At 61.9% G+C, this 22,364-nt stretch carries 23 protein-coding genes; 10 read left to right on the top strand and 13 right to left on the bottom strand.

Annotation, left to right across the window (positions count from 1 at the left end):
* Positions 1 to 5: 5 nt before the first annotated feature.
* The 5 genes from BLT75_RS09090 to BLT75_RS09070 form a co-directional block, all read right to left on the bottom strand.
* Positions 6 to 1,172, bottom strand: a complete 1,167-nt coding sequence (locus BLT75_RS09090) for a FliM/FliN family flagellar motor C-terminal domain-containing protein (RefSeq protein ID WP_093029985.1) — start codon at positions 1,170 to 1,172, stop codon at positions 6 to 8.
* Positions 1,173 to 1,250: 78 nt separating this feature from the next.
* The gene (locus BLT75_RS09085) at positions 1,251 to 3,929 is read right to left on the bottom strand and encodes an ATP-binding protein (protein ID WP_093029983.1); all 2,679 of its coding nucleotides are present in this window, start codon (positions 3,927 to 3,929) and stop codon (positions 1,251 to 1,253) included.
* Positions 3,926 to 4,228, bottom strand: a complete 303-nt coding sequence (locus BLT75_RS09080; protein WP_093029981.1) for a hypothetical protein — start codon at positions 4,226 to 4,228, stop codon at positions 3,926 to 3,928. The genes BLT75_RS09085 and BLT75_RS09080 overlap by 4 nt, the downstream gene beginning before the upstream one ends.
* The gene (locus BLT75_RS09075) at positions 4,225 to 4,605 is read right to left on the bottom strand and encodes a response regulator transcription factor (RefSeq protein WP_093029979.1); all 381 of its coding nucleotides are present in this window, start codon (positions 4,603 to 4,605) and stop codon (positions 4,225 to 4,227) included. Before BLT75_RS09075 ends, BLT75_RS09080 begins: the two co-directional genes overlap by 4 nt.
* Positions 4,606 to 4,692: 87 nt before the next feature.
* Positions 4,693 to 5,991 carry a helix-turn-helix transcriptional regulator gene (locus BLT75_RS09070; protein ID WP_093029977.1) on the bottom strand — a complete coding sequence of 433 codons (1,299 nt, stop codon included), beginning with the start codon at positions 5,989 to 5,991 and terminating at the stop codon, positions 4,693 to 4,695.
* 227 nt (positions 5,992 to 6,218) lie between these two features.
* Between BLT75_RS09070 and BLT75_RS09065 the strand changes: the two genes are divergently transcribed.
* The 6 genes from BLT75_RS09065 to BLT75_RS09040 all read left to right on the top strand — a co-directional run bounded on the left by BLT75_RS09065 (position 6,219) and on the right by BLT75_RS09040 (position 12,437).
* The gene (locus BLT75_RS09065; protein WP_093029975.1) at positions 6,219 to 7,571 is read left to right on the top strand and encodes a substrate-binding protein; all 1,353 of its coding nucleotides are present in this window, start codon (positions 6,219 to 6,221) and stop codon (positions 7,569 to 7,571) included.
* A 104-nt stretch (positions 7,572 to 7,675) separates the two neighbouring features.
* Positions 7,676 to 8,707, top strand: a complete 1,032-nt coding sequence (locus BLT75_RS09060; protein ID WP_093029973.1) for a branched-chain amino acid ABC transporter permease — start codon at positions 7,676 to 7,678, stop codon at positions 8,705 to 8,707.
* A gap of 3 nt (positions 8,708 to 8,710) precedes the next feature.
* Entirely contained in the window at positions 8,711 to 9,913 is a 1,203-nt protein-coding gene (locus tag BLT75_RS09055; protein ID WP_093029971.1) for a branched-chain amino acid ABC transporter permease, read from the top strand.
* A gap of 12 nt (positions 9,914 to 9,925) precedes the next feature.
* The gene (locus BLT75_RS09050; RefSeq protein WP_093029968.1) at positions 9,926 to 10,681 is read left to right on the top strand and encodes an ABC transporter ATP-binding protein; all 756 of its coding nucleotides are present in this window, start codon (positions 9,926 to 9,928) and stop codon (positions 10,679 to 10,681) included.
* Between the two features lie 12 nt (positions 10,682 to 10,693).
* Positions 10,694 to 11,449 (top strand): ABC transporter ATP-binding protein, encoded by a 756-nt coding sequence (locus BLT75_RS09045; protein ID WP_093029966.1) that lies wholly within the window; start codon positions 10,694 to 10,696, stop codon positions 11,447 to 11,449.
* 121 nt (positions 11,450 to 11,570) lie between these two features.
* Positions 11,571 to 12,437, top strand: a complete 867-nt coding sequence (locus tag BLT75_RS09040; RefSeq protein ID WP_093029964.1) for a glycosyltransferase family 2 protein — start codon at positions 11,571 to 11,573, stop codon at positions 12,435 to 12,437.
* Here the strand turns inward: BLT75_RS09040 and BLT75_RS09035 are convergent, their stop codons facing one another.
* Genes BLT75_RS09035 through BLT75_RS09025 form a run of 3 tightly spaced genes read right to left on the bottom strand, consistent with a single transcriptional unit; the run spans position 12,438 to position 15,903 of the window.
* Positions 12,438 to 13,241: a 3-hydroxybutyrate dehydrogenase gene (locus BLT75_RS09035; protein WP_093029962.1), complete on the bottom strand. Its 804-nt coding sequence runs from the start codon at positions 13,239 to 13,241 to the stop codon at positions 12,438 to 12,440.
* Positions 13,238 to 14,746: a class I adenylate-forming enzyme family protein gene (locus BLT75_RS09030; RefSeq protein WP_093029960.1), complete on the bottom strand. Its 1,509-nt coding sequence runs from the start codon at positions 14,744 to 14,746 to the stop codon at positions 13,238 to 13,240. Before BLT75_RS09030 ends, BLT75_RS09035 begins: the two co-directional genes overlap by 4 nt.
* Positions 14,743 to 15,903, bottom strand: coding sequence for an acetyl-CoA acetyltransferase (locus BLT75_RS09025; protein ID WP_093029958.1), 1,161 nt, complete (start codon positions 15,901 to 15,903; stop codon positions 14,743 to 14,745). The genes BLT75_RS09030 and BLT75_RS09025 overlap by 4 nt, the downstream gene beginning before the upstream one ends.
* Positions 15,904 to 15,993: 90 nt before the next feature.
* Here BLT75_RS09025 and BLT75_RS09020 point away from each other — a divergent pair, with 90 nt between their 5' ends.
* The 4 genes from BLT75_RS09020 (at position 15,994) to aat (ending at position 19,220) form a co-directional block, all read left to right on the top strand.
* Positions 15,994 to 16,530, top strand: a complete 537-nt coding sequence (locus BLT75_RS09020) for a LuxR C-terminal-related transcriptional regulator (protein ID WP_093029956.1) — start codon at positions 15,994 to 15,996, stop codon at positions 16,528 to 16,530.
* A gap of 148 nt (positions 16,531 to 16,678) precedes the next feature.
* Positions 16,679 to 17,176, top strand: a complete 498-nt coding sequence (gene accB / locus BLT75_RS09015) for an acetyl-CoA carboxylase biotin carboxyl carrier protein (RefSeq protein WP_093029954.1) — start codon at positions 16,679 to 16,681, stop codon at positions 17,174 to 17,176.
* Between the two features lie 10 nt (positions 17,177 to 17,186).
* Entirely contained in the window at positions 17,187 to 18,536 is a 1,350-nt protein-coding gene (gene accC, locus BLT75_RS09010) for an acetyl-CoA carboxylase biotin carboxylase subunit (protein WP_093029952.1), read from the top strand.
* A 51-nt stretch (positions 18,537 to 18,587) separates the two neighbouring features.
* Entirely contained in the window at positions 18,588 to 19,220 is a 633-nt protein-coding gene (gene aat, locus BLT75_RS09005; protein WP_093029950.1) for a leucyl/phenylalanyl-tRNA--protein transferase, read from the top strand.
* Here the strand turns inward: aat and BLT75_RS09000 are convergent.
* From BLT75_RS09000 to clpX, 5 genes are all read right to left on the bottom strand, one after another.
* On the bottom strand, positions 19,184 to 19,543 hold the full coding sequence (locus BLT75_RS09000; RefSeq protein WP_176827905.1) for a DUF2155 domain-containing protein: 360 nt from the start codon (positions 19,541 to 19,543) through the stop codon (positions 19,184 to 19,186). The two genes, aat and BLT75_RS09000, sit on opposite strands and share 37 nt — an antisense overlap.
* Positions 19,540 to 19,998, bottom strand: coding sequence for an outer membrane lipid asymmetry maintenance protein MlaD (mlaD, locus tag BLT75_RS08995; RefSeq protein ID WP_093029948.1), 459 nt, complete (start codon positions 19,996 to 19,998; stop codon positions 19,540 to 19,542). The genes BLT75_RS09000 and mlaD overlap by 4 nt, the downstream gene beginning before the upstream one ends.
* A gap of 11 nt (positions 19,999 to 20,009) precedes the next feature.
* Positions 20,010 to 20,393: an NADH:ubiquinone oxidoreductase subunit NDUFA12 gene (locus BLT75_RS08990; RefSeq protein WP_093029946.1), complete on the bottom strand. Its 384-nt coding sequence runs from the start codon at positions 20,391 to 20,393 to the stop codon at positions 20,010 to 20,012.
* A 92-nt stretch (positions 20,394 to 20,485) separates the two neighbouring features.
* On the bottom strand, positions 20,486 to 20,845 hold the full coding sequence (locus BLT75_RS08985) for a RidA family protein (RefSeq protein WP_245706436.1): 360 nt from the start codon (positions 20,843 to 20,845) through the stop codon (positions 20,486 to 20,488).
* 169 nt (positions 20,846 to 21,014) lie between these two features.
* A complete protein-coding gene (gene clpX, locus BLT75_RS08980; protein ID WP_093030517.1) occupies positions 21,015 to 22,283 on the bottom strand; it encodes an ATP-dependent Clp protease ATP-binding subunit ClpX in 1,269 nt (422 codons plus the stop codon).
* Between the last annotated feature and the right edge of the window lie 81 nt (positions 22,284 to 22,364).

Here is a 22,364-nt window from a genome sequence, read left to right as displayed (position 1 = left end):
GTCGGCTAACGCGGATCCGCCAGATCGTCGGCATCATCCAGACCCGCCAGTTCAGTGATTTCCGCCGCAGCCTGTTCCGGGTTGAGCGTCGGCAGCGGGATGTCATATTCAGCCAGATCCGCAAAGCCATCCTCTGTATCCGTGTCGATATCCTCGTAGTCGTCGGGATGGACGGTCCGCGACCTCTCGGGTTTGGCGGCATGTTCGATCACATCAGGATCAGGCAGGTCCTGCATCGTCCTTTGCGGCGACGAAGTATGGATCGTGAAATCGTTCGGACCATTTGAAAGGCTCTGCGGCCCCGGTGGTTTTTCGTTGAGCCGCACTGCCCGCATCCCGCGGCACTGACCCAACCGGGCATAGGCGACCGAACGGCCTTCGATCGTCAGCATCTCGGTCTTGTCGAATTTCGGCGTCTCAAGCGGAAGTAGATCGCCGGGCTGCATTCCGGCAAAACTCGAAAGCGGCAGGCGGATACGCGAAATGACCGCATTGAGTTCGGCGCGCACAACGCCAAACGTATCTTCCATGCGCGGCCCGGCGCTACTTTGGCCTCCGTCCACTTCCTCGACCGCTTCTGGCCTGTCAGGCAGGACCAGTGTAATCTGCCCCTGAGCCTTGCCGCCTGCAATCTCGACGGTCAGATCGAACACCCGGTAAGTGTCGTCTTCCAGCAGCAACAGCACCGCGCGCCGATTTTCGGCCCACGAGCAATAGGCGTAACCCGACAGGCAGATCCGATCGGCGGCCAGTTCGGCAAGTTCCGCAGCGCGCGGCATCAGAACGTCGACAATCGGCGCGGCCATGGCAGCATCCGTGCTGGTGAACGCACGTTCCGGCCCGACCTGCCCGATGACCTGCCCCAAGGTCTGTTGCTGCACCATTGCCGTGACGCACGACCGATCCAGACAGATGGCCCCCAACCCGTCCCCCGGCCCGGAAAGCAGCAGGTAAAGCCGGCCTTCGGGCACCGCGCGCCCGAGTTCGTCAAGTTCGCGCCTGGCTTGGGTGGCTCCGATGACGGACATCGCCAGACCGACAGCATCATCCGCCGCACGCGCGAGGGCCAGTCGCAGCGCACGCAGGACCGAACGCGTGTCGCCCTGCCGTTCATCGCGGGACAGCGCCAGCTTTCGCTCCAACGTCGATCGTGTGTCCGATTGCGTCACCATCGCCCGATATGTTCAAATCGCCTTCTTGCTCCGGATCAGGTCTATCCCCTAAAGGGTTACCAAGCTGTTTATGCCGCACTACTGCGCGGCAATTTCCAGTCCCAAAGGCAAACTGACCCGGAATGCCCCGCCCCCCTGTCCCGGCAGATAAGTGATATCACCGCCCAGGCGCTGCATGATTTCACGGCAGATCGCCAACCCCAAACCCGCGCCGCCAGCCTTATCGGCACCGACCCGCGCAAACTTCTCAAAGATCATTTTCTGCGCATCCGCCGGAACTCCGCTGCCGTTGTCCAGCAGGTCGACGACCACCCGCCCACCGACGTCATGCACGGAAACGGTCAAGGTCGGATCCGCAGCGTCGCAGTACTTCTGCGCATTGGAGATAAGATTTATGAACACCTGGGTTAGCCTGTCCAGATCCGTTTGCAGCACGACCTGTTCTGACCCGCTGTTGCGACGTATGCGCAGCGGCTTTGGCGTGCCGGTCAGAACGGTCGACGCCGCCCTGTCCAGTATGTCCGCCAGCATTCCCTGTCCCAGGTTCAGCGTCACCTGTCCATTCTCCAGCACGCTGAGGTCGAGCAGATCATCCAGAAGCCGCGTCAGGCGCAGTGCCTCGTCGTGAATAATTGCAGCGTACCGGGTGATGTCTACCCGCTCCAGACCGTCGGTATCGCGCAAAATCTCGGAAAACGCCCGGATCGACGTCATCGGGGTGCGCAACTCATGGCTGATCTGGCTGAGAAACGCGTCCTTTTGCAGCGAAATCTGGGTCAGTTTCTCATTCGCATCCCTGAGCTTGCGCGCGGTCCGGCCCAGTTCCGCCGACTTCGCCTCCAGGCGGCTTGAATACTCCAGCAACTGCGCGGACTCGTCGGCGACCGCAAGCAGGTCCTCGACCGAGACGGAAGACCCGCCCACGATCTGCCCGATCATGGCATGCGCCGTTGCGGCACCGACAGATCCCGCAAGCTCCCGTTCGAGCCGTTCCAGAAAGACCGGGGTCGGTTCGGGCAGAAAGGCGCGGCTCCCCTGCGCAGCGGCCTCGGCCTGAAAAAACTCCTGAGCTTCCCGCGCTCCCATGATACGCTGCGACATGATCATCAGGTCCTCGCTCTGCGCCACGGACCCCGTCCAGCCGCGCGGTCCGGCGGAATGCTCGAAGACGTTCACGAACTGCGCCCCCTGCAAACGTTCGAGCGGGCTGGGAAAGCTCAGCAAGGAGACGATGCAGAAAGCTGCGGCGTTCAATGACATCGACCACATGACCGAATGGACCATCGGGTCGAGCCCTTCGATCCCGAACAATGCCTGCGGTCTCAGCCAGGACAGGCCGAACAGCCCCTGTTCGAGTACCGAAGGCGCGAGAACCTCCGGCCCCATGCCGGGCAGAAGCAGCGTGAACAGCCAAAGGACGAACCCGACCGTCAGACCGACAAGAGCGCCGGTACGCGTGGCACCGCGCCAGAACAGCCCGCCGACCATGGCAGGCAGGATCTGTGCGATCCCGGCAAACGCGATCAGACCGATGGAGGCAAGCGCCGCGCCGCCGCCAGACATGCGGTAATAGAAATATCCCAGACCCAGGACCACGGCGATGGACACGCGACGTGCATACATAACGACGGATCTGACATCGCCGGAAACCGAAGCGCCGCCTCCCTTGGCGCTTAGCCAGATCGGCATGACGATATGGTTCGATACCATGGTCGACAGCGCCATGGCCGCGACGATCACCATCGACGTGGCCGATGAGAAGCCGCCCAGAAAGGACAGCATGGCCAACATCTCCTGCCCCTGCCCCAGCGGGATGGTCAGAACAAACAGGTCAGGGTTCGAGCCTTCCGGCAGGATTTCCAAGCCGACAACCGCGATCGGCACGACAAAGAGGCTCATCAGAAAAAGATAAAGCGGAAAGGCCCAGGCCGCCGTGCGCAGGTGACGTTCGTCATCGTTCTCGACGACCATAACCTGGAACATGCGCGGCAGGCACAAAAACGCGGCAGCGGCAAGGAAAGTGATCGTCGCCCATCGACCGTGGTTCACCTGCCATTGCCCGATCGCCGAAGCGTCTATGCGCGCCAGCGTGTCGACGGCGCCGCCGGCGATCCCCCAGACAACGAAGATTCCAACCGCCAGCAGGGCTATCAGCTTGACCACGGCTTCGATGGCGATAGCAATAACGACCCCGTGGTGGCGTTCATTGGTGTCAAGGTTGCGCGTCCCGAACAGGATTGCAAAGACAGCAAGGCCCGCGGCAACCCAGAAAGCGCTCGACTGCTCCACATAGCTTTCGCCCGGGTCCGCTTCGGCAAAGATGTTGAAGCTCAGGGTAATCGACTGAAGTTGCAGCGAAATATAGGGCGTCACCCCAATCACCGCGAGAATGGTAACGCAAACCGCCAGCGTGTTGGACTTGCCATAGCGCGAGGAAATCAGGTCGGCAACCGAGGTCACCCGCTGTGACCGGCCCACCCGGACAAGTTTTCTCAGACCCCACCACCATCCTATCATGACAAGGGTCGGACCGAGGTAGATGGTCACGAATTCAAGCCCGGACCGTGCCGCATAACCCACCGCACCGTAGAAGGTCCACGCAGTGCAATAGATCGACAAGGAAAGCGTGTAGACAAGTGGCGAGCGCAACCACGTCGAACGGCTGGTCGAGGCCCAGCGGTCAGCCGCAAATGCGACCCCGAACAGCAGAACCACATAGCACAGGCAGACCGCAACCAGGACATTGAGCGAGGTCATGGCTTGCGCTCCGCCTCTGCTTGATCGCCCGGCTGCACCATACGAGCCGCAATACCAAAACCTGCACTGATCAGGATCAGCGCCGCCCAGACTCCGAACACATAGGTGATCGCCACCGACATCCGGACGCCCCCTTCGCCTGCATTCGGCCACAAAAGGGGAACCGCGAACAATGCTGCCCCGAGGATCGGCAACAGGCGCGCCGCATCCATCAGACGCCGGCGACGATAGCTCTGCCGTTCCAGGAACACGGGCGGCGGCTGCATCTGGGCTGGATCGCGTTCGCGCCCGCCCGTCATGTCTGCGAGGCCTGGGCGTACAGATCGCGCACGGCCGTCAACACCTCGATATTCGAAAAGGGTTTGGTCATGAACCGACTGACCCCGGCCTTTTCCGCCATGTCGCGGTCACGGGATTGGCCCCTTGCCGTCAGCATCAGGACCGGCAGGGTCTGGGTATCTTCCCGATCTCTCAGTTCCCGGAGAATATCCATGCCGCTCTTGCCCGGCAGCATGACATCAAGAATGACCAAATCGACTGCGGCGGAAGCGATCCTTTCCACCGCGTCCGCCCCATCTGCATGTGTCTCCACCTGCCAGCCTTCGCGCGTTAGAAGAAACCGGATCGCCTCGGCGATATTCGGTTCGTCCTCGATCAGCAGAACCCGTCGGCTCATCCTGGCCCCTTCCTCCCCCAAAAAGGCCGGCGGGCTTGCACCCGCTCGCTTTCCTCAAGTCAGATTAGCCTCCCGGTTGCTTTACTGTCAAAACCCTTCGGAAAGAACCGACGGTTCGCGGCGTGCGTTGCAGTCCCTGCTTGGACAAACACGACAGGACGCACCGACGGGAAAAGCCGCACGATCTTCTTTCTCGGACACCGCAACCGGCAGGATAAGCATGATCGAACGGTAGACGGGATCGCGATCGAAGTCCGCCATCTCGTGCGGCCATGCCACGGCGAGACAGTCGAATTCGGTTGCGTTTCGCCCCAATTGCCAGACCCGGCGCCGGATCGGGACCAAAGGACGGCTCAGGGCGGAAAACAACGGCCAGAGGGGGCAGGATTCCCCATGCCTCGGCAATGCGAACCCTGCAACGGCCTTGCGAAAGAGGATACTGCCGGAGGCGTCGCAGACGACCAGGCCCACCTCGTAGGGCAGAACACCCTCGGGCAGGCTGGCCAGCCTGCGGAACACCGAGGCCAGATCGACATCGAACTCCCGCGCAAGCGCGATCGGGTCCATGCCCAGCCGTTTCAGTGCCTCGACAAAACCGTTGAGCGGCATCGCCTTTGCATCCGCTGCGTAGATGTCGAGCATCCGCAGCGCTATTTCGCGCGCCGCGCCCGAGCGCAACTCCGACAACGAAACCTCCGTGACCGCAAGGCCCCGCTCCAGTTCCGGGAAATGATGTCCGTGCGCGGTCACAAATGCCTCGACCTGCTCGACTGGCACCCCTGTGCGGTCCTCACCCGCCCCTGTGTCATCAAGATAGGAGACCAGCGCCTTCGAGCTTTCGGCAAGCCGTTCGGCATCCTGATGAAGGTTGCGATGGAACCGGTCGCGCCATTCCGCCTCCAGTTCACCCGGTTCCGCCAGGATCGCCGCGGTCGACCGGATGGCTGCTGCGGTAGAGAGTACCTCGTGCAGGGACGCGGCGAGGTTTGGATCGTGAGTAAGCCGGTCAGACAGGGTTTCGACCGTCCGCTCAAGCGAGACCATCCGGCGAAAGAGCCGCGCAAGCAGCTCCGCCCATCCGGGAAAACGCCCCGCCAGTTCGTCGGCGCGATCGGTTTCCGCGGCGACCTTGCTGTCCCCGGCGGCCGCCTCCCGCAATGCGGAGATCAGGGCGGCCTCGGCCCCTTCTGACAGGACCGAGGGCTCCACCGCCAGCTCAGACGCGATATCGACCAGAAGCTTGCCACCGATTCTGCGCCTGTTGTGTTCGATCAGGTTGAGATACGAGGCCGAAATGCCGACCTTGCGGGCCAGATCGGCCTGCCTGAGTCCCACTACCTGCCGGCGTTCGCGGATCCGGCTACCGGTCAATGTGTCCCGTGCCAAGGCATCACCCCCAGGGAATATGAATTGAAATCAACAGGTTTCTGCGCTGCGACATAACAGTATTTACGACCCCCATTGAATCCATGTTGATATGTTTACAGAATTTTCCTTCCATATAAAGGGGTTATTGCGAAATTTTCGAAACTGCCTGCATAGTTAATTTGCACAAATGTGCCTGCGCCGATCGGAAGAGGAGTCGATCGCGCAACCTATCTTGGGAGGAAAGCATGTCGAATAACGAACTTACGCGCCGTGGCCTGTTGCGGACCGGTGCCGTAGCCGGCGCAGGCGTCGCCTTGCCGACGATCTTTACCGCTTCGTCGGCCGCCGCCTACACCAATGAACCCACCGGCGGCACGGTGACCCTGGGCTTCAACGTACCCCAGACCGGACCATATGCCGACGAAGGCAATGACGAATTGTTGGCACAGCAGCTGGCTGTCGAGCATCTGAACGGCGAAGGTGACGGCGGCTGCCTGAACACCTTCACCTCGAAGGCGCTCAAGGGCAACGGCATCCTGGGCAAGAAGGTCACCTTCGTGACCGGTGACACCCAGACCAAGTCGGACGCCGCCCGCGCATCGGCAAAGTCGATGATCGAAAAGGACGGTGCCATCATGATCAACGGCGGCTCGTCCTCGGGCGTGGCCGTGGCCGTGCAGGGCCTGTGCCAGGATGCCGGCGTGATCTTCATGGCCGGTCTGACCCATGCCAATGACACCACCGGCAAGGACCGCAAGGCCAATGGTTTCCGTCACTTCTTCAATGCCTACATGTCGGGTGCCGCTCTGGCGCCGGTGCTGGCCAAGGAGATGGGCAACGATCGTCGCGCCTATCACCTGACTGCCGACTACAACTGGGGCTGGACCCAGGAAGAGTCGATCGTCGCCTCCACCGAAGCGCTCGGCTGGGAAACCGTGAACACGGTCAAGACCCCGCTGGCCTCGACTGACTTCTCGTCCTATATCGCGCCGGTCCTGAACTCGGGCGCAGACGTGCTGGTTCTGAACCACTACGGCGGGAACATGGTCAACTCGCTGACCAACGCCATCCAGTTCGGCCTTCTGGACAAGGTCGCCAACGGCAAGGACTTCAAGATCGTCGTGCCGCTCTACTCGGAGCTGATGGCCGCCGGTGCCGGCGAGAACATCAAGGGCGTGCTGGGTTCGATGAACTACAACTGGCAGCTCGACAACGAGGGATCCCGGGCCTTCGTCAAGTCCTTCGGCGAGAAATACGGCAAGCCGCCGTCGAACTCGGCGCAGACCTGCTATGCTCAGGTTCTGCTCTATGCCGACGCCTGCGAGCGCGCCGGAACCTTCAACCCCTGCGGCGTCGCGGAAGCCCTGGAAGGCTTCGAATTCGACGGTCTGGGCAACGGCAAGACGCTCTATCGCGCCGAAGACCACCAGTGCTTCAAGGACGTGCTGGTCGTGCGTGGGGCGCAGAACCCGACGAACGCATACGACACGCTGGAAATCGTCGAAATTACCCCTGTCGAGCAGGTCATGTATCCGCCGAACCACCCGATGTTCGGTGGCGACGAAGCCACATTGGGCGAGTGCAACCCGGGCGCATGATCCGGGGCCGAGAATTTTCGTCGAAAATTCTCTGACTTCCGCCAACCCGCTCTTCCCGGTCGCAGGCCGGGAAGAGCGAACGCTACCAGCCAAGGGTGGGGACGATGGACGCAATCCTGCTTCAAATTCTAAACGGGCTCGACAAGGGCTCTGCCTACGCGCTGATCGCGCTGGGCCTGACGCTGATCTTCGGAACACTGGGCGTCGTCAACTTCGCTCACGGCGCGCTGTTCATGATCGGAGCCTTCTGCGCCGTCATGCTTCAGCGTCTGCTCAATCTGAGCTTTCAGACAATTGACGAATCCCAAAAGGACTTTCTCGGCAATCCGCTGAAGGTTGATACCCCTTATGTGGAAGCCTGGTTTGGACCGGAAACCGGTGCCGCGATCATCGATTGGTCCGTTCCACTTGCGATCCTGTTCGCCATTCCGATCATGCTGCTCATCGGCTACGTGATGGAGCGCGGACTGATCAAGCATTTCTACAAGCGCCCCCATGCCGACCAGATCCTGGTGACGTTCGGCCTGGCGATCGTGCTGCAGGAAATCATCAAGTATTTCTTCGGCGCCAACCCGATCCAGACGCCGGAACCTTCGGCACTCAGGGGTTCGCTTGATATCGGCGTGATGATCGGCTTCGAGGCAAATGCGATCATCTACCCGATCTGGCGTCTCGTCTACTTCGCCTTTGCAGCGGTGATCATCGGGGGCGTGTTCGCCTTCCTGCAATTCACCACCTTCGGCATGGTCGTGCGCGCCGGCATGGCGGACCGTGAAACCGTGGGCCTGCTGGGCATCAACATCGACAAGCGCTTTACCATCATGTTCGGCATCGCCGCCGGTGTGGCGGGGCTGGCCGGTGTGATGTACGGGCCGCTCAACCCGCCCAACTATCACATGGGGATGGACTTCCTCGTACTCAGCTTTGTCGTGGTCGTCGTCGGCGGCATGGGCTCGCTGCCCGGCGCCGTCGCGGCCGGGTTTCTGCTGGGCATCCTGGAAAGCTTCGCCTCGACCACCTGGGCCACAACGACCATCCCGGGCATCAACCAGATCATCATCTACCTGGTCGCGATCATCATTCTGCTGACCCGTCCGCGGGGCCTGATGGGCCGCAAGGGCGTGATGGAGGAGTAACCCATGCTGGGACTGGACAAGAAAGACACTTCGCTGCTCGTCATCGTGGCAATCCTGACCCTGCTGGCGCCGTTCATCCTGAACCCCTTTCCGTCGGGCAGCGCCATGGCGCAGTTCAACGCCGGCTATCCCGACCTGATGCAACGGTTCGTGATCTTCGGCATCTTCGCCATCGGCTTCAACATCCTGTTCGGCCTGACCGGCTATCTCAGCTTCGGTCACGCGGCCTTTCTCGGGGTGGGTTCCTACTCGGCGGTCTGGATGTTCAAGCTGTTCAGCTACAACGTGATCCCGGCCATCGCGCTGAGTGTCGTCGTGGCGGCCCTGTTCTCGCTGCTGATCGGATATATCAGCCTGCGCCGCTCGGGCATCTATTTCTCGATCCTGACGCTGGCCTTTGCGCAGATGAGCTTTGCCCTGGCCTATTCGGTGCTGTCGAACCCCAAGTTCAACCTGACCAACGGCGAAACCGGGCTTCAGGTCTATGCCGATGACCCGCAGTTGTTCCATCGCGACAGCCTGCCCGACATGCCGCACCTCTTCGGCCTGTCGATGCGCTCGACCTATCATCTCGACATCGGTGCCTGGAGCTTTGACTTCAACGCAGGCTACTACCTGTGCGCCGTGATCATGATGGTCATGTTCTACCTGGCGATCCGCATCTTCCGCTCGCCGTTCGGAATGATGCTGCGGGCAGTGAAGTCGAACCAGCAGCGCATGAACTATACCGGGCTCAATCCGCGCCCCTACACGCTCGCAGCCTTTGTGATCTCGGGCATGTATGCGGGCCTCGCCGGTGGCCTGATGGCCGCGATGGACCCGCTGGCCGGGGCCGAGCGGATGCAGTGGACGGCCTCGGGCGAAGTGGTTCTGATGACCATCCTCGGCGGCGCAGGCACCCTGATCGGGCCGGTTCTGGGCGCGGGTTTCATCAAGTACTTCGAAAACATCTTCTCGAAGATCAACGACAACATCCTGCATCAATGGTTCAGCTTCCTGCCGGACGGGTTCGAGGATTTCATGGTCTTCATCGTGCATCCGTTCATCGGCAAGGGCTGGCACCTGACCCTGGGCATCATGTTCATGCTGGTGGTGATCTTCCTGCCGGGAGGTCTGGTGGAAGGTGGCCAGAGGCTGGGCAACTGGCTGCGCAATCGCGGCAAGGGCGCGGCCGAAGCCAAGACCAAGCAAGAGCCTGCGGAATAAGGAGCCGGGACCATGGGTATTCTCGAAATCAAGAATGTGGGCAAGCGGTTCGGTGGCCTCCAGGCTCTGTCCAATGTCAACCTGAGCGTTGCCGAAAACACGGTGCACGCCATCATCGGGCCGAACGGTGCGGGCAAATCCACCCTGCTCAACTGCCTGGTGGGCAAGCTGATCCCCGATAGCGGCAGCGTCATGTTCGACGGCCAGTCGGTGCTGGGCCGCGCGCCCTACGAGATCAACCAGATGGGCATCAGCAGGGTCTTCCAGACCCCCGAGATCTTTGGTGATCTCACGGTGATGGAAAACATGATGATCCCCTGTTTCGCCAAACGGGACGGCGCGTTCGAATTGAACGCGCTGCCCTCGGTCCGCAACCAGAAGGACGTCGTGGAACACGCCATGCACATGCTGGAAGAGATGCGGATGGCCGACAAGCGTCACATGCATGCGGCGGCGATGTCGCGCGGCGACAAGCGGCGGCTCGAGATCGGCATGTGCCTGAGCCAGGAACCCCGCCTGCTTCTGCTGGACGAACCGACCGCCGGCATGGCGCGGGCCGATACCAACAACACCATCGACCTGCTCAAGCAGATCAAGGAAGAGCGCGACATCACCATCGCCATCATCGAGCACGACATGCATGTGGTGTTCTCGCTGGCCGACCGGATCACGGTCCTGGCGCAGGGCACACCTCTGGTCGAGGACTCGCCCGAGAAGATCAAGGGCCATCCGAAGGTTCGCGAAGCCTATCTGGGCGAAAGCGCGTAAGGGAGAAGATCAATGAACGTCAAACCCGATTTCTCCAAGAATGCCAACCAGGCCACGACGGCGCCGGCATTTCTGTCGGTCTGGGACATGCACGCCTATTACGGTGAAAGCTATATCGTGCAGGGCATCAACTTCAACGTACACGAAGGCGAGATCCTCGCCTTGCTCGGGCGCAACGGGGCTGGCAAGACCTCGACCCTGCGTTCGATCGCACGCACGGGATCGCCCATGGTGACACATGGCGAGATCTGGCTCGACCACCAGCCGTTGCATAGCATGACCAGCTACCAGGCGGCCCAGGCCGGCCTGGGCCTGGTGCCCGAAGACCGCCGCATCATCCCCGGCCTGACGGTCGAAGAGAACCTGCAACTGGCGCAGATCGCACCGCCGGTCGGCTGGTCGATCGAACGTCTCTACGACCTGTTCCCGCGCCTTGGCGAACGGCGCAAGCAGGAAGGTGTGACGCTTTCGGGCGGCGAACAGCAGATGCTGGCCATCGCCCGTGCCCTGGCGCGCGACATCAAGGTGCTGCTGCTGGACGAACCTTACGAAGGCCTGGCGCCCGTGATCGTGGACGAAATCGAAAAGACGCTCATCCACATCAAGGAACAGGGCATGACGACGATCATCGTCGAACAGAACGCCGTGCGTGCACTCGAACTGGCCGACCGGGCGGTGATCCTCGACACCGGCACGATCGTGTTTGACGGAATCGCGGCCGAAGTACTCGGCAACGCCGAATTGCGGGCCGAATACCTGGCGATCTGAACCAATACTCCCCGTCGCGCGAATCCTCGGTTTGCGCCGACAAACTTGGACCGGCCCCCAAGCGGAGCCGGTCATTTTTTCACCTCTTGCCCGGCAGACCGGTGCCTGCCTAAATGCGCGCATGAAGATTTGCGCCATCACGATGGTTTACCGCGACTATTGGGCTCTCGGCCAATGGTATGCTCATTTCTCGCAGCAGCTTGGCGCTGAAAACCTCTATGTCGTGTCGCATGGTGCCGACCCCGAGATGTCCCGCATCTGCCCGGACGCAAGCATCATAACCATTCCACGTGAAGACCTGAGCAATTTCGACAATCGTCGCGGCGACATGTTGAACGCCTTCCAGAACGGGCTCAACCAGGTCTACGACTGGGTGATCCGGACGGATGCCGACGAACTGATCTGCCTCGACCCGGAACGGTACAACGGTTTTTCCGACTTCTTCCGAAAACAGGACGCAAGCGGATTGTTCGCCCTTGGCCTGAACCTTGGCGAGGCAAGGGACGACCCGGTGCTAACCAATGGCCAACCCGTGCTCCGCAGTCGAAACAGCGCGGTCTTTACAGGCAATTATTCCAAGGCCTGGGCCGTCAGGAACCGGGTGGGCCTGAAGCTGCACGGGGTTCAGTTGCGCCCTGCACGGGTGGCACGGTTTCCCTTCGTCATGCCGCGTGGCGCCTATCTGGTCCATCTGAAATATGCCAACACGGCCGAGCTTGCCAAATCGGCCCAACACCGGCGCGAAGTGGCCGACCAGCCTGGCACCGGTACCCCCGGCCCGGCCTGGTTGAACCCCGGCACCGATGCGCGCCGGTTCTTTCAGCAGTTCGAAGCCCTGCCGGAACTCCCCTGGGAAGAGGCGGAACCGCGCGCCTATGCCGATATATCGACCGAACCGGTGCGCGAGGAACAGCGTGGCGTGGTGCGAGCCCGGCGCGACACACCGCGCATCCGCACCCGTCTGCCCGACTGGTTCGCCGGGGTGTGACTACTGAGCGGTCCAGCCGCCGTCGACCGGGATCGAAGCGCCGGTCAGGTTATGCGCGACCGGAGAACAGAGCCAAACCGCCAGCGCCCCGATCTCGGACGGGTCGGAGCCGCGCAGGGACGGTTGCTTTTCCTTCATCAGGTCGGCCATTGCCGTTTCACGGTCTGCGCCCAACGCCTGCATGCGCGCCTCGATCTGGGGTTCTATGATTGCAGTATTGGTCCAGCCCGGACAGATGCAGTTGACGGTGACGGCCCCCTTGGCCCTGTTGCCCTTCGACGCATATTCCAGTGCTGCGACCTTGCTCAGCCCGATCAGCCCATGTTTGGCCGCGACATAGGGTGCCTTCTGCTTCGACGCGACCAGCCCATGCACCGAGGCGATGTTGATCACCCGCCCATAGCCGCGCTCGGCCATGGCAGGCATGGCGGCCTGCATGGTGTAGAAAGCGGCGCTCAGGTTGATGGCCAGGATCGCTTCCCAGGTCGCACCGGGCATGTCCGACAGCCAGCCGGTGTGCTGGATGCCGGCGTTGTTCACCAGAATGTCGGCCCCTCCCCAATGGGCGACCTCCTGCATCATCGCCGCGATCTGGTCCGGTTTCCGCAGGTCGCCGGCAAAGAACTGCGCTTCGGGCGCACCCTTCTCCCGCAGCCCGGCACAGACGGTTTCGGCCTGTGCCGCATCGGCCAGCCCATGCACCGCGATACGTGCACCTGCGGCGGCCAGGGCCTCGGCAATCGCCAGCCCGATCCCCTGCACCGACCCGGTGACCAGCGCCGTCTTTCCCCTCAGATCCGTCATTCCTCGTCCTCCAGCATCCGGCGCAGCTCGGTCTTGAGCACCTTGCCGTAATTGTTCTTGGGCAGTTCATCGAGCCAGCGATAGTGTTTGGGACGCTTGAACCGCGCGATGTTTTCCACGCAGAGCCTGTCCAGATCGCCCGCCTGCGCCGTTCCCACCACAAAGGCCACGACCTCTTCGCCCCATTCGGGATGCGGCCGCCCGACGACCGAAACCTCGCGCACATCGGGATGGGTCAGCAGCACTTCCTCGACTTCGCGCGGGTAGATGTTGGAGCCGCCCGAGATGATCATGTCCTTGGACCGGTCCTGAAGCGTCACGTAGCCGTCGGCATCCATGAACCCCATGTCGCCCGTCATCAGCCAGCCGTCGCGGATCGTCCTGGCTGTCGCGTCGGGATTGCGCCAATAACCGGGCATCACCGCATCGCCGCGCACCATGATCTCGCCCTGGCTGCCCGGCGGCAGCGGCTTGCCCGCCATATCCCCAATTCGCACCTCGACCGGGGCCTGCGCGCGGCCGACGCTGGCCAGTCTTTCGCGCCAACGTGGGTGAGTGCGGTCCGTCACGTCATGGCGCGACAGGGCGGTGATGCCCATGGGGCATTCGCCCTGGCCATAGATCTGAACAAAAATCGGGCCGAAATGATCGACCGCCTCGACGATATCGGCCAGGTACATCGGCCCGCCGGCATAGACCACGGTACGCAGCCCCTCGCCGGTTTCCCCGGCGGCCTTGGCGACTTCGGTCATCCGCTTGACCATGGTCGGCGCGGCAAACATCTGAACCCGGCCGAAATGGCGGGACAGGTCGAAAATCTCGGCCGGTTCGAACCCTCCCGATGCAGGGCAGACATGGCGTGCGCTCCTGAGCACATGCACCATGTTGTAAAGCCCCGCCCCATGGCTCATCGGCGCGGCATAAAGGATCGCATCCTCCGGGCTGACCGAATCGACATCCACCGGATAGGCCAGCGACACTGCCACCAGCATCCGATGGGTGATCATCACGCCCTTGGGCTTGCCGGTTGTGCCCGAAGTATAAAAAAGCCAGGCCAAATCGCCCGGATCGCGCTTTGCAGGTTCGGCGACGGGTCTTGCATCGAATACGGCAGCGAATTCCCCCGAACCGCTCTCCATGACACGTCCCGGCGCGCCCGCCGCAGCAAGGGCTGCCGCATGACCGGACGAGGCAAAGGTGATCGCCGTTCCGGAGTCCTCCAGGATGAAGGCCGCCTCGCGCGCGTGCAGCTTTGCGTTGATCGGTACGGCGGCGGCTCCGGCATACCAGATGCCGTATTGTACGATCAGGTAGTCGGGGCAGTTCTGCATGAAGATCGCGACCCGGTCGCCCGGTTGCACGCCCTGTTCGCGCAGCCAGCCCGCCACGCGCGCGGCGCGGTTGTGGAAGGCCATGTAATCCGCCACCAGATCGCGCCCCGAAAATATGGCGGGTCGCGACCCGTTCAGTTGCGCCTGCCGAGCCAGCCAGTGGCCGATGTTCATGCCTTCACCGTCTCGATGATCGAGGCGTAATTGGCAACGCCCGACCCACCCATGTTGAAGACAAGCCCCAGTTCCGCGCCCGGATGCTGCATCGCATCGGCCAGCCCCAGCACCTGCCGTGCAATCAGCGTGTGCATGGACACGCCGGTGGCACCGACCGGATGCCCCTTGGCCTTGAGCCCGCCCGACAGGTTCACCGGCAACCGGCCGCCGGCATGGACAACACCGCCCTCGAGCACGTCGGCCGCATGGCCGTGGGCGGCCAGTCCCATCGCCTCGTAGATCAGCAATTCGGCAATCGTGAAACAGTCATGCACCTCGGCCACATCCAGATCATTCACGGTAATTCCAGCCCGCGCATAGGCCTGGTGGATTGCCTTGCGCGGCCCCTCGAAGGCCAGAAGATCGCGCTTTGACATGGGCATTACATCGTTGACCTGCGCCACCGCGCGCAGCCGCGCGGCCTTGGTTACATCGCCCAGCATGTCCTCGGCCACCAGAACCAGCGCCGCGGCACCATCCGAGACCAGCGAACAGTCGGTCTTTTTCAGCGGCGCGGCGATGATGGGATTACGCTCGGACACCTGGGCACAGAAGGCCTCGTCAAACGGTTTCTGAAGCTGCGCCAGCGGGTTGTTGACCGAATTGCCATGGTTCTTTGCGGCAATCTTTGCCAATGCCTGGCTCTGGTCGCCGTACCGGTCGAAATAGGCCTGCGCGAACAGTGCAAAGACCCCCGGAAAGGAAAGGCCCGCCTCTTCTGCCTGATAGGCGGCATGGCCAAGGGCTTCGGCAACCTCGGCTGTGGGCAGATGGGTCATCTTTTCCACCCCGATCACCAGCGCCACCCGCGCCTCGCCCGACAGGATCGCCTGACGCGCGGCGAATACCGCAGCCGACCCCGAGGCGCAGGCGTTTTCCAGCCGAGTCGCAGGTTTGAAACGCAGGGCCGGATCGATGCTCATTGCAAGCGATGCCGGAAAGCCGTCGGGCACCAGACCGCCGTTGAAATGCCCCACCCATATGCCGTCGACCGCCTCGGCCCCGATCCCTGCGTCGGTCAGGGCCTCGCGCCCTGCCGCGACGATCATGTCCTCAAGCGACATGTCGGTCAGCTTGCCGAATTTCGTATGCCCCCAACCGGCGATGCAAACCATGGATTCTCTCCCCCGAAAAGATTTGCGCCAAATCCTGCCAAGGCAAAGCTTTTGCTTCAATTCCGTAAAAATACCCGCCACCATACGGATATGAGCGATCCGGCCTTCGAATATGCGCCCATCGGGCTTGTGGAACTGGAAAACCGTGTCATCCGACGGTGCAACCTGCATTTCGCCTCGATGTTCGGGGGGAACGAAGCCGAATATCGCGACATGCCGCTCTTGAGCCTCTATCCCAGCCACGAGGATTTCGAGCGCATCGGCAAACGCGGCCTGCAGGTGATGCTGGAGACTGGGTATTACACCGACGAACGGATCATGCGGCGGCGCAACGGCGACCTGTTCTGGTGCCGGGCACGCGGCAAGTCGCTGACACCGGACGATCCCTTCCGCCACGGGATATGGAGTTTCGCCGATATCTCGGAAGAGCGCCGTGTGGTCGAACTGACGCCGCGCGAACGTGACGTGGCGCTGCTGACCTGCCGGGGTCTTTCGGCCAAGGAAGTCGGCGCCGAGCTGGGACTCAGCTATCGCACGATCGAGGCACACAGGGCCCGGTTGTTGGAAAAGTTCGGCGCCCGCAAGCTGCCGGAACTGGTGGCAAAACTGTCCGGCATGCCGCTCTGATCGCATTCAGGCTCGCAATTTCCCGGCATCGTCCCCATCTTCGCAGGCGATACGGCGCTTTTCATGGGCTGGCGCATGGCCTATAACGCCGCGTAATTCACGAGCCCGGCAGTCAATAACGGGCCAAGGGGAACCGTCGAGGACACTCATGACAGACACCAGACACGAAGCGGACGTGGCATTCATCAAGGCACTGGCCGAGTTGCTGCGGGAAAACGACCTGACCGAATTGCAGGTAAAGCGCGAATATGGCGAGGATGACAGCCTGAACGTGCGGGTCAGCCGCGTGTCACCGGCGCTGGCCGCCGCTCCTGTACAGGTTGCAGTCCCAGCCGCGGCGCCCGTCGCGACAGCAGCCGCGCCGACCGCCCCCAGCGCCGCCCCCGCTGCAATCGAAGACCCGGCCGCCCATCCCGGCGCCGTGACCTCGCCCATGGTCGGCACCATCTATCTGCAGGCCGAACCCGGTGCTGCCCCCTTCGTTTCCGTCGGCGCGAGCGTCTCCGAAGGCGACACCTTGCTGATCGTCGAGGCGATGAAGACCATGAACCATATTCACGCTCCGCGCGCAGGAACCGTCAAGCGCATCCTGGTGGGTGACGGCGACGCCGTGGAATTTGGCACACCGCTGGTCATCATCGAATAAGGGCCGATCCATGTTCGACAAGATCCTGATTGCGAACCGAGGCGAGATCGCCCTGCGTGTGATCCGCGCCGCGCGTGAGATGGGGATCGCCACGGTCGCCGTGCATTCGACCGCCGACAGCGACGCCATGCATGTGCGCATGGCCGACGAATCGGTCTGCATCGGCCCGGCGCCAAGCCCGCAGAGCTACCTTTCGGTTCCCGCGATCATCTCGGCCTGCGAGATCACCGGCGCGCAGGCGATTCACCCCGGCTATGGTTTCCTGTCCGAAAACGCCGGTTTCGTGCAGATCGTCGAAGACCACGGCATCACCTTCATCGGCCCCTCGGCGGAACATATCCGCATCATGGGCGACAAGATCACCGCCAAGGAGACCGCCAAGGAGCTTGGCATTCCGGTTGTTCCGGGATCGGACGGCGGGGTGCCCGATCTGGCTGCTGCCAAACGGGTCGGCGAAGAGATCGGCTATCCCGTGATCATCAAGGCCACCGCCGGCGGCGGCGGTCGCGGCATGAAGGTAGCACGCGACGCCAAGGAGATGGAGCGCGCCTTTACCACCGCGCGGGCCGAGGCCAAGGCCGCCTTCGGAAATGATGAGGTCTATATCGAGAAATACCTCACCACACCCCGCCATATCGAGATCCAGGTCTTTGGAGACGGCAAGGGCTATGCCGTGCATCTGGGCGAACGCGACTGCTCGCTGCAACGCCGCCACCAGAAGGTGTTCGAAGAGGCCCCCGGCCCCTGCATCACACCCGAGGAGCGCGCCCGGATCGGCAAGATCTGCGCCGACGCGGTGGCCAAGATCAACTATATCGGCGCGGGCACCATCGAATTCCTCTACGAGAACGGCGAGTTCTACTTCATCGAGATGAACACGCGCCTTCAGGTGGAACACCCCGTGACCGAAGGTATTTTCGGCATCGACCTGGTCCGCGAACAGATCCGGGTTGCAGCGGGACTGCCGATGTCGTTCACCCAGGATGACCTGCAGATCAACGGACACGCGATCGAGGTCCGGATCAACGCAGAAAAGCTGCCTAAGTTCTCACCCTGCCCCGGTAGGATCACCGCCTATCACACGCCCGGCGGCCTGGGCGTGCGGATGGATTCGGCACTTTATACCGGATATTCGATCCCGCCCTACTACGACAGCCTGATCGCCAAGCTGATCGTTCATGGGCGCGACCGGGCCGAGGCGCTGGCGCGGCTTCAGCGGGCCCTTGGGGAACTGATCGTCGATGGTATCGACACGACAGTGCCGCTGTTCCACGCGCTGTTGAAAGAACCGGATATCCATGACGGCAACTACAACATCCACTGGCTGGAGCGCTGGCTTGCCGAAAACATGCCGGACTGACCAATCAGGCCGGGTTTCGCACCCGGCCTGTTTCCACGGGGGTGGAACGGCATGACGCTTTCGCCCGAACTCCTGCTTCACGGATATTCCATCGGCATCTTTCCAATGGCCGAACACCGCAACGACCCCGAAGTCTTCTGGGTCGAGCCGACCCGCCGGGGCGTGTTTCCGTTGGATGGGTTCCACATTTCCCGCAGCCTTGCACGCCGATTGCTGCGCAATGACTACACCGTGACATGCGACCGCGATTTCGCCGGTGTCCTGAACGGGTGCGCCGATCGCGCTGAAACCTGGATCAACCCTGAAATCCGCGACAGTTACCTGGCCCTGCACAGACGCGGCAACGCGCATTCCATCGAGGTCTGGCAAGAAGGGGACTTGGTTGGAGGGGTTTATGGCGTGGTCCTTGGGGCGGCCTTTTTCGGCGAGAGCATGTTTTCCCGCCGTAGGGACATGTCCAAGATCGCTCTTGCCTATCTGGTCGATCGTCTTCGGCAAACCGGGTTCCGCCTATTCGACACCCAGTTCCTGACGTCGCATCTGGCTTCCCTCGGCGCTGTGGAAATTTCCAGGGCCGAGTATCGCCGTCAACTCGAACAGGCCATTTCGAAAAGGGCCGATTTTCTGGCCGAAATAGACCAGTCGCCTCAGGACGTCATGCAGCGGATGACCCAGACGTCGTAGCGGGAGTGGTCCAGCGCGCTCAGCGCCGGCGATGTTGCGATCATCCAACCGTCGAACAAAGCCTGCCGTTGGTTCCGTTCCCATATGGTAAGATATGCATATGCATCGCCCGTCGGGTTCTCGGAAGGGTAACGGCAATCTCCAAGCGCCACATCGAGACCGTAGATCTCGGCGGTATCGCCGGTTTTCACGTTGAAGTCCTGCGTCTGGCCGCTGACCTTGTCCAGCCCTCGCAGTACCACACCAGTCCCGGAGGAAACCGCCTCCTGAGAAGACGCGGCACCGGCGAGCACCCCCAGGCTCAGCAGACAAACCCGGATCACTGCCCGTCGCCCCCGTCTCCGGCGACGAACTTAACCAGAAGGGAAATCAGGCTCACAGCGCCCTGCGTATCCTCGACCGTATCGCCCGGTTCGAAATAGAAGAGCGATCCGCCCGGCATGATTTCCAGGAAGTTGCCCCCCAGAAGCCCTTCGGACGAGATCACCGCGGCACTGTCGTCGGGTATCTGAATACCCTCAGCCACCGTAAACCGTGTATCGGCCCGATAGCTTTCCGGGTTCAGTTCAACCCCTGTCACCGTTCCGATCTTGACACCGGCAAGGCGCACATCGGTGCCTATGGTCACCCCTTCCAGCGATCGAAAGGACGCCGTCAGCTCATAGCCTGCGCTCCCCCGCGACAGACCCGTTGCCTGGCTCGCATAGACGCCAAAGGCCACCGCCGCGGCCAGAACCGCTCCGCCGACCAGAACTTCAGTCATGTTGTGGCTGGACATATCCGCCTCTTTTACTCCGGGCTCCACGCCTCGTAATCGCGCCGTTCGACCGGCTTGGTCCGACGCAGCGAACCCGCCGGTGCATAGGCAAGCGGCGTTCCGGTCAGGTTCTCCTGATGCGGTTTTTCCCATGCCTTGCGCTTGAGCGGGCGTTCGCTCGGCGGCTCGTCCCAGGTGCGGTGCAACCATCCGTGCCATTCCGGGTCGATCCGGCTGGCCTCGGCCTCGCCGTTGAACATGACCCAGCGCTGGCTGTCATCGGCATTGCGATAGAACGTGTTGCCCTGCGAATCCTCACCGACCTTCTTGCCCTTGCGGGCAGTGTAGATCTGAGTGTTGAGCGTCGACCCGTTCCACCAGGTCACGGCGCGCAGCAGGGTGTTCAGGATTCCCATCGGTGCCTCCGGCAATTTCTCATGTGCAGATATGGCCTATGCGCGCGCCAAGGTCCAGAGCCCTTGCCCGTGACAGGCGCGCGCATCCGTCATTATGGCGCCAGCGCGGTGACCTCGATCTCGATACGGTACTTGGGATCGATCAGACCGCATTCGATCATCGTGGCGGCAGGCGGATTGGCGCCGAACGCCGCGCTCAGAACGGGCCAGCACGGTTCGAACTCGTGCCGGTCCGGAAGATAATAGGTGACGCGCACCACGTCCGCCAGAGAAGCGCCGGCTTTCTCGAGTGCGGCTGAAATCGTGGCGAGTGCAGAGCGCGCCTGTTCGACCACACCATCACCCTGCCCCACGGTTCCCGCCACATGCACGAATCCACCTGCAACCACTGCACGGCAATAACCGATCCTGGCTTCGAACTCGCCGCCGGATGAAATTCTGGTGATCTTCAATTTGCTGTTCCTTCCCTTTTTCAGCCAGCTGGCCAAAGTGAACTTTCCTGTCCGCAATAGTCCGGATGGATCATCCGGAACAGCCCTTTGCGGGATCATTCATGTGAATGGGGCCGCAACGAAAAACGGCGCAGGAGACCCGCGCCGCCGTTTCCTGTGCAAACGGACATCAGCCCGCGGTCGCCGATCCCTTTTCGCTTTCCGTGTAGATCAGCAGCGGTTGCGCCTCGGTGGTCACGGCTTCTTCATTCACGACCACCTTGGTCACGTTCGCCATGCTGGGCAGTTCGAACATCGTGTCGAGAAGGATGTCCTCCATGATCGAGCGCAGCCCCCGCGCGCCGGTCTTGCGCGCGATGGCCCGCTTGGCGATGGCCTTGAGCGCGTCGTCGGTAAAGTCCAGTTCGGTATTTTCGAGCTCGAACAGGCGCTGATATTGTTTCACAAGCGCGTTCTTGGGCTTGGTCAGGATTGTGACCAAGGCATCCTCATCCAGATCCTCAAGCGTTGCCAGAACCGGCAGGCGGCCGACGAATTCAGGGATCAGCCCGAATTTCAGCAGGTCCTCGGGCTCCAGTTCCTTGAACAACTCACCAACGCCACGGTCATCATTGGACCGCACATCGGCGCCAAAACCCATTGCGCTGCCCTTGCCGCGCTGCGCGATGATCTTGTCGAGCCCCGCAAACGCGCCACCGCAGATGAACAGGATGTTGGTGGTGTCGACTTGCAGGAATTCCTGTTGCGGATGCTTGCGGCCACCCTGGGGCGGCACACTGGCCACGGTGCCTTCCATCAGTTTCAGCAGGGCCTGCTGCACACCCTCGCCCGACACGTCGCGGGTGATCGAGGGATTCTCGGACTTGCGGGTGATCTTGTCGACCTCGTCGATATAGACGATGCCACGCTGAGCGCGTTCGACATTGTATTCGCTGGCCTGCAAGAGTTTGAGAATGATATTCTCCACATCCTCACCGACATAGCCCGCCTCGGTCAGGGTCGTCGCATCCGCCATGGTGAAGGGCACATCCAGGATGCGCGCCAGTGTCTGCGCCAGCAGCGTCTTGCCGCACCCCGTGGGTCCGATCAGCAGGATGTTGGATTTCGAAAGCTCGATATCGTTGCCGGCCTTTTGCGAATGGTTCAAACGCTTGTAATGGTTATGAACCGCGACCGAGAGCACGCGTTTTGCGGTGGCCTGGCCGATCACGTAATCGTCGAGCACATCGCAGATATCGCGCGGCGTCGGCACTCCGTCCGAGGACTTCAGCCCGCTGCTCTTGGTCTCTTCACGGATGATGTCCATGCAGAGTTCAACGCATTCATCACAGATGAACACGGTCGGTCCCGCGATCAGCTTGCGAACCTCATGCTGGCTCTTGCCGCAAAAGCTGCAATAGAGCGTATTCTTGCTGTCACCGCCTGAGTTCGTCGCCATGTTCACCCTTTCCGGCTTCTTCCCGGCGTCCCGATCCGGAAACCGGAATGCCGTCTGTTCGTAGAGATTAGGCCAGCACGT

The sequence above is a fragment of the Ruegeria marina genome (assembly GCF_900101475.1).
In the GTDB taxonomy this organism is placed as follows: domain Bacteria; phylum Pseudomonadota; class Alphaproteobacteria; order Rhodobacterales; family Rhodobacteraceae; genus Ruegeria_B; species Ruegeria_B marina.
Note: the sequence above shows the minus strand (reverse complement) of the source record. Positions and strands in the feature narration are given on the sequence as shown.

Excerpts from the sequence above, each read along its gene's own strand:
- BLT75_RS09090 (WP_093029985.1), bottom strand. The coding sequence starts at position 1,172 with ATGGTGACGCAATCGGACACACGATCGACGTTGGAGCGAAAGCTGGCG.
- BLT75_RS09085 (WP_093029983.1), bottom strand. The coding sequence starts at position 3,929 with ATGACCTCGCTCAATGTCCTGGTTGCGGTCTGCCTGTGCTATGTGGTT.
- BLT75_RS09080 (WP_093029981.1), bottom strand. The coding sequence starts at position 4,228 with ATGACGGGCGGGCGCGAACGCGATCCAGCCCAGATGCAGCCGCCGCCC.
- BLT75_RS09075 (WP_093029979.1), bottom strand. The coding sequence starts at position 4,605 with ATGAGCCGACGGGTTCTGCTGATCGAGGACGAACCGAATATCGCCGAG.
- BLT75_RS09065 (WP_093029975.1), top strand. The coding sequence starts at position 6,219 with ATGTCGAATAACGAACTTACGCGCCGTGGCCTGTTGCGGACCGGTGCC.
- BLT75_RS09060 (WP_093029973.1), top strand. The coding sequence starts at position 7,676 with ATGGACGCAATCCTGCTTCAAATTCTAAACGGGCTCGACAAGGGCTCT.
- BLT75_RS09055 (WP_093029971.1), top strand. The coding sequence starts at position 8,711 with ATGCTGGGACTGGACAAGAAAGACACTTCGCTGCTCGTCATCGTGGCA.
- BLT75_RS09050 (WP_093029968.1), top strand. The coding sequence starts at position 9,926 with ATGGGTATTCTCGAAATCAAGAATGTGGGCAAGCGGTTCGGTGGCCTC.
- BLT75_RS09045 (WP_093029966.1), top strand. The coding sequence starts at position 10,694 with ATGAACGTCAAACCCGATTTCTCCAAGAATGCCAACCAGGCCACGACG.
- BLT75_RS09040 (WP_093029964.1), top strand. The coding sequence starts at position 11,571 with ATGAAGATTTGCGCCATCACGATGGTTTACCGCGACTATTGGGCTCTC.
- BLT75_RS09035 (WP_093029962.1), bottom strand. The coding sequence starts at position 13,241 with ATGACGGATCTGAGGGGAAAGACGGCGCTGGTCACCGGGTCGGTGCAG.
- BLT75_RS09030 (WP_093029960.1), bottom strand. The coding sequence starts at position 14,746 with ATGAACATCGGCCACTGGCTGGCTCGGCAGGCGCAACTGAACGGGTCG.
- BLT75_RS09025 (WP_093029958.1), bottom strand. The coding sequence starts at position 15,903 with ATGGTTTGCATCGCCGGTTGGGGGCATACGAAATTCGGCAAGCTGACC.
- BLT75_RS09020 (WP_093029956.1), top strand. The coding sequence starts at position 15,994 with ATGAGCGATCCGGCCTTCGAATATGCGCCCATCGGGCTTGTGGAACTG.
- accB (WP_093029954.1), top strand. The coding sequence starts at position 16,679 with ATGACAGACACCAGACACGAAGCGGACGTGGCATTCATCAAGGCACTG.
- accC (WP_093029952.1), top strand. The coding sequence starts at position 17,187 with ATGTTCGACAAGATCCTGATTGCGAACCGAGGCGAGATCGCCCTGCGT.
- aat (WP_093029950.1), top strand. The coding sequence starts at position 18,588 with ATGACGCTTTCGCCCGAACTCCTGCTTCACGGATATTCCATCGGCATC.
- mlaD (WP_093029948.1), bottom strand. The coding sequence starts at position 19,998 with ATGTCCAGCCACAACATGACTGAAGTTCTGGTCGGCGGAGCGGTTCTG.
- BLT75_RS08990 (WP_093029946.1), bottom strand. The coding sequence starts at position 20,393 with ATGGGAATCCTGAACACCCTGCTGCGCGCCGTGACCTGGTGGAACGGG.
- clpX (WP_093030517.1), bottom strand. The coding sequence starts at position 22,283 with ATGGCGACGAACTCAGGCGGTGACAGCAAGAATACGCTCTATTGCAGC.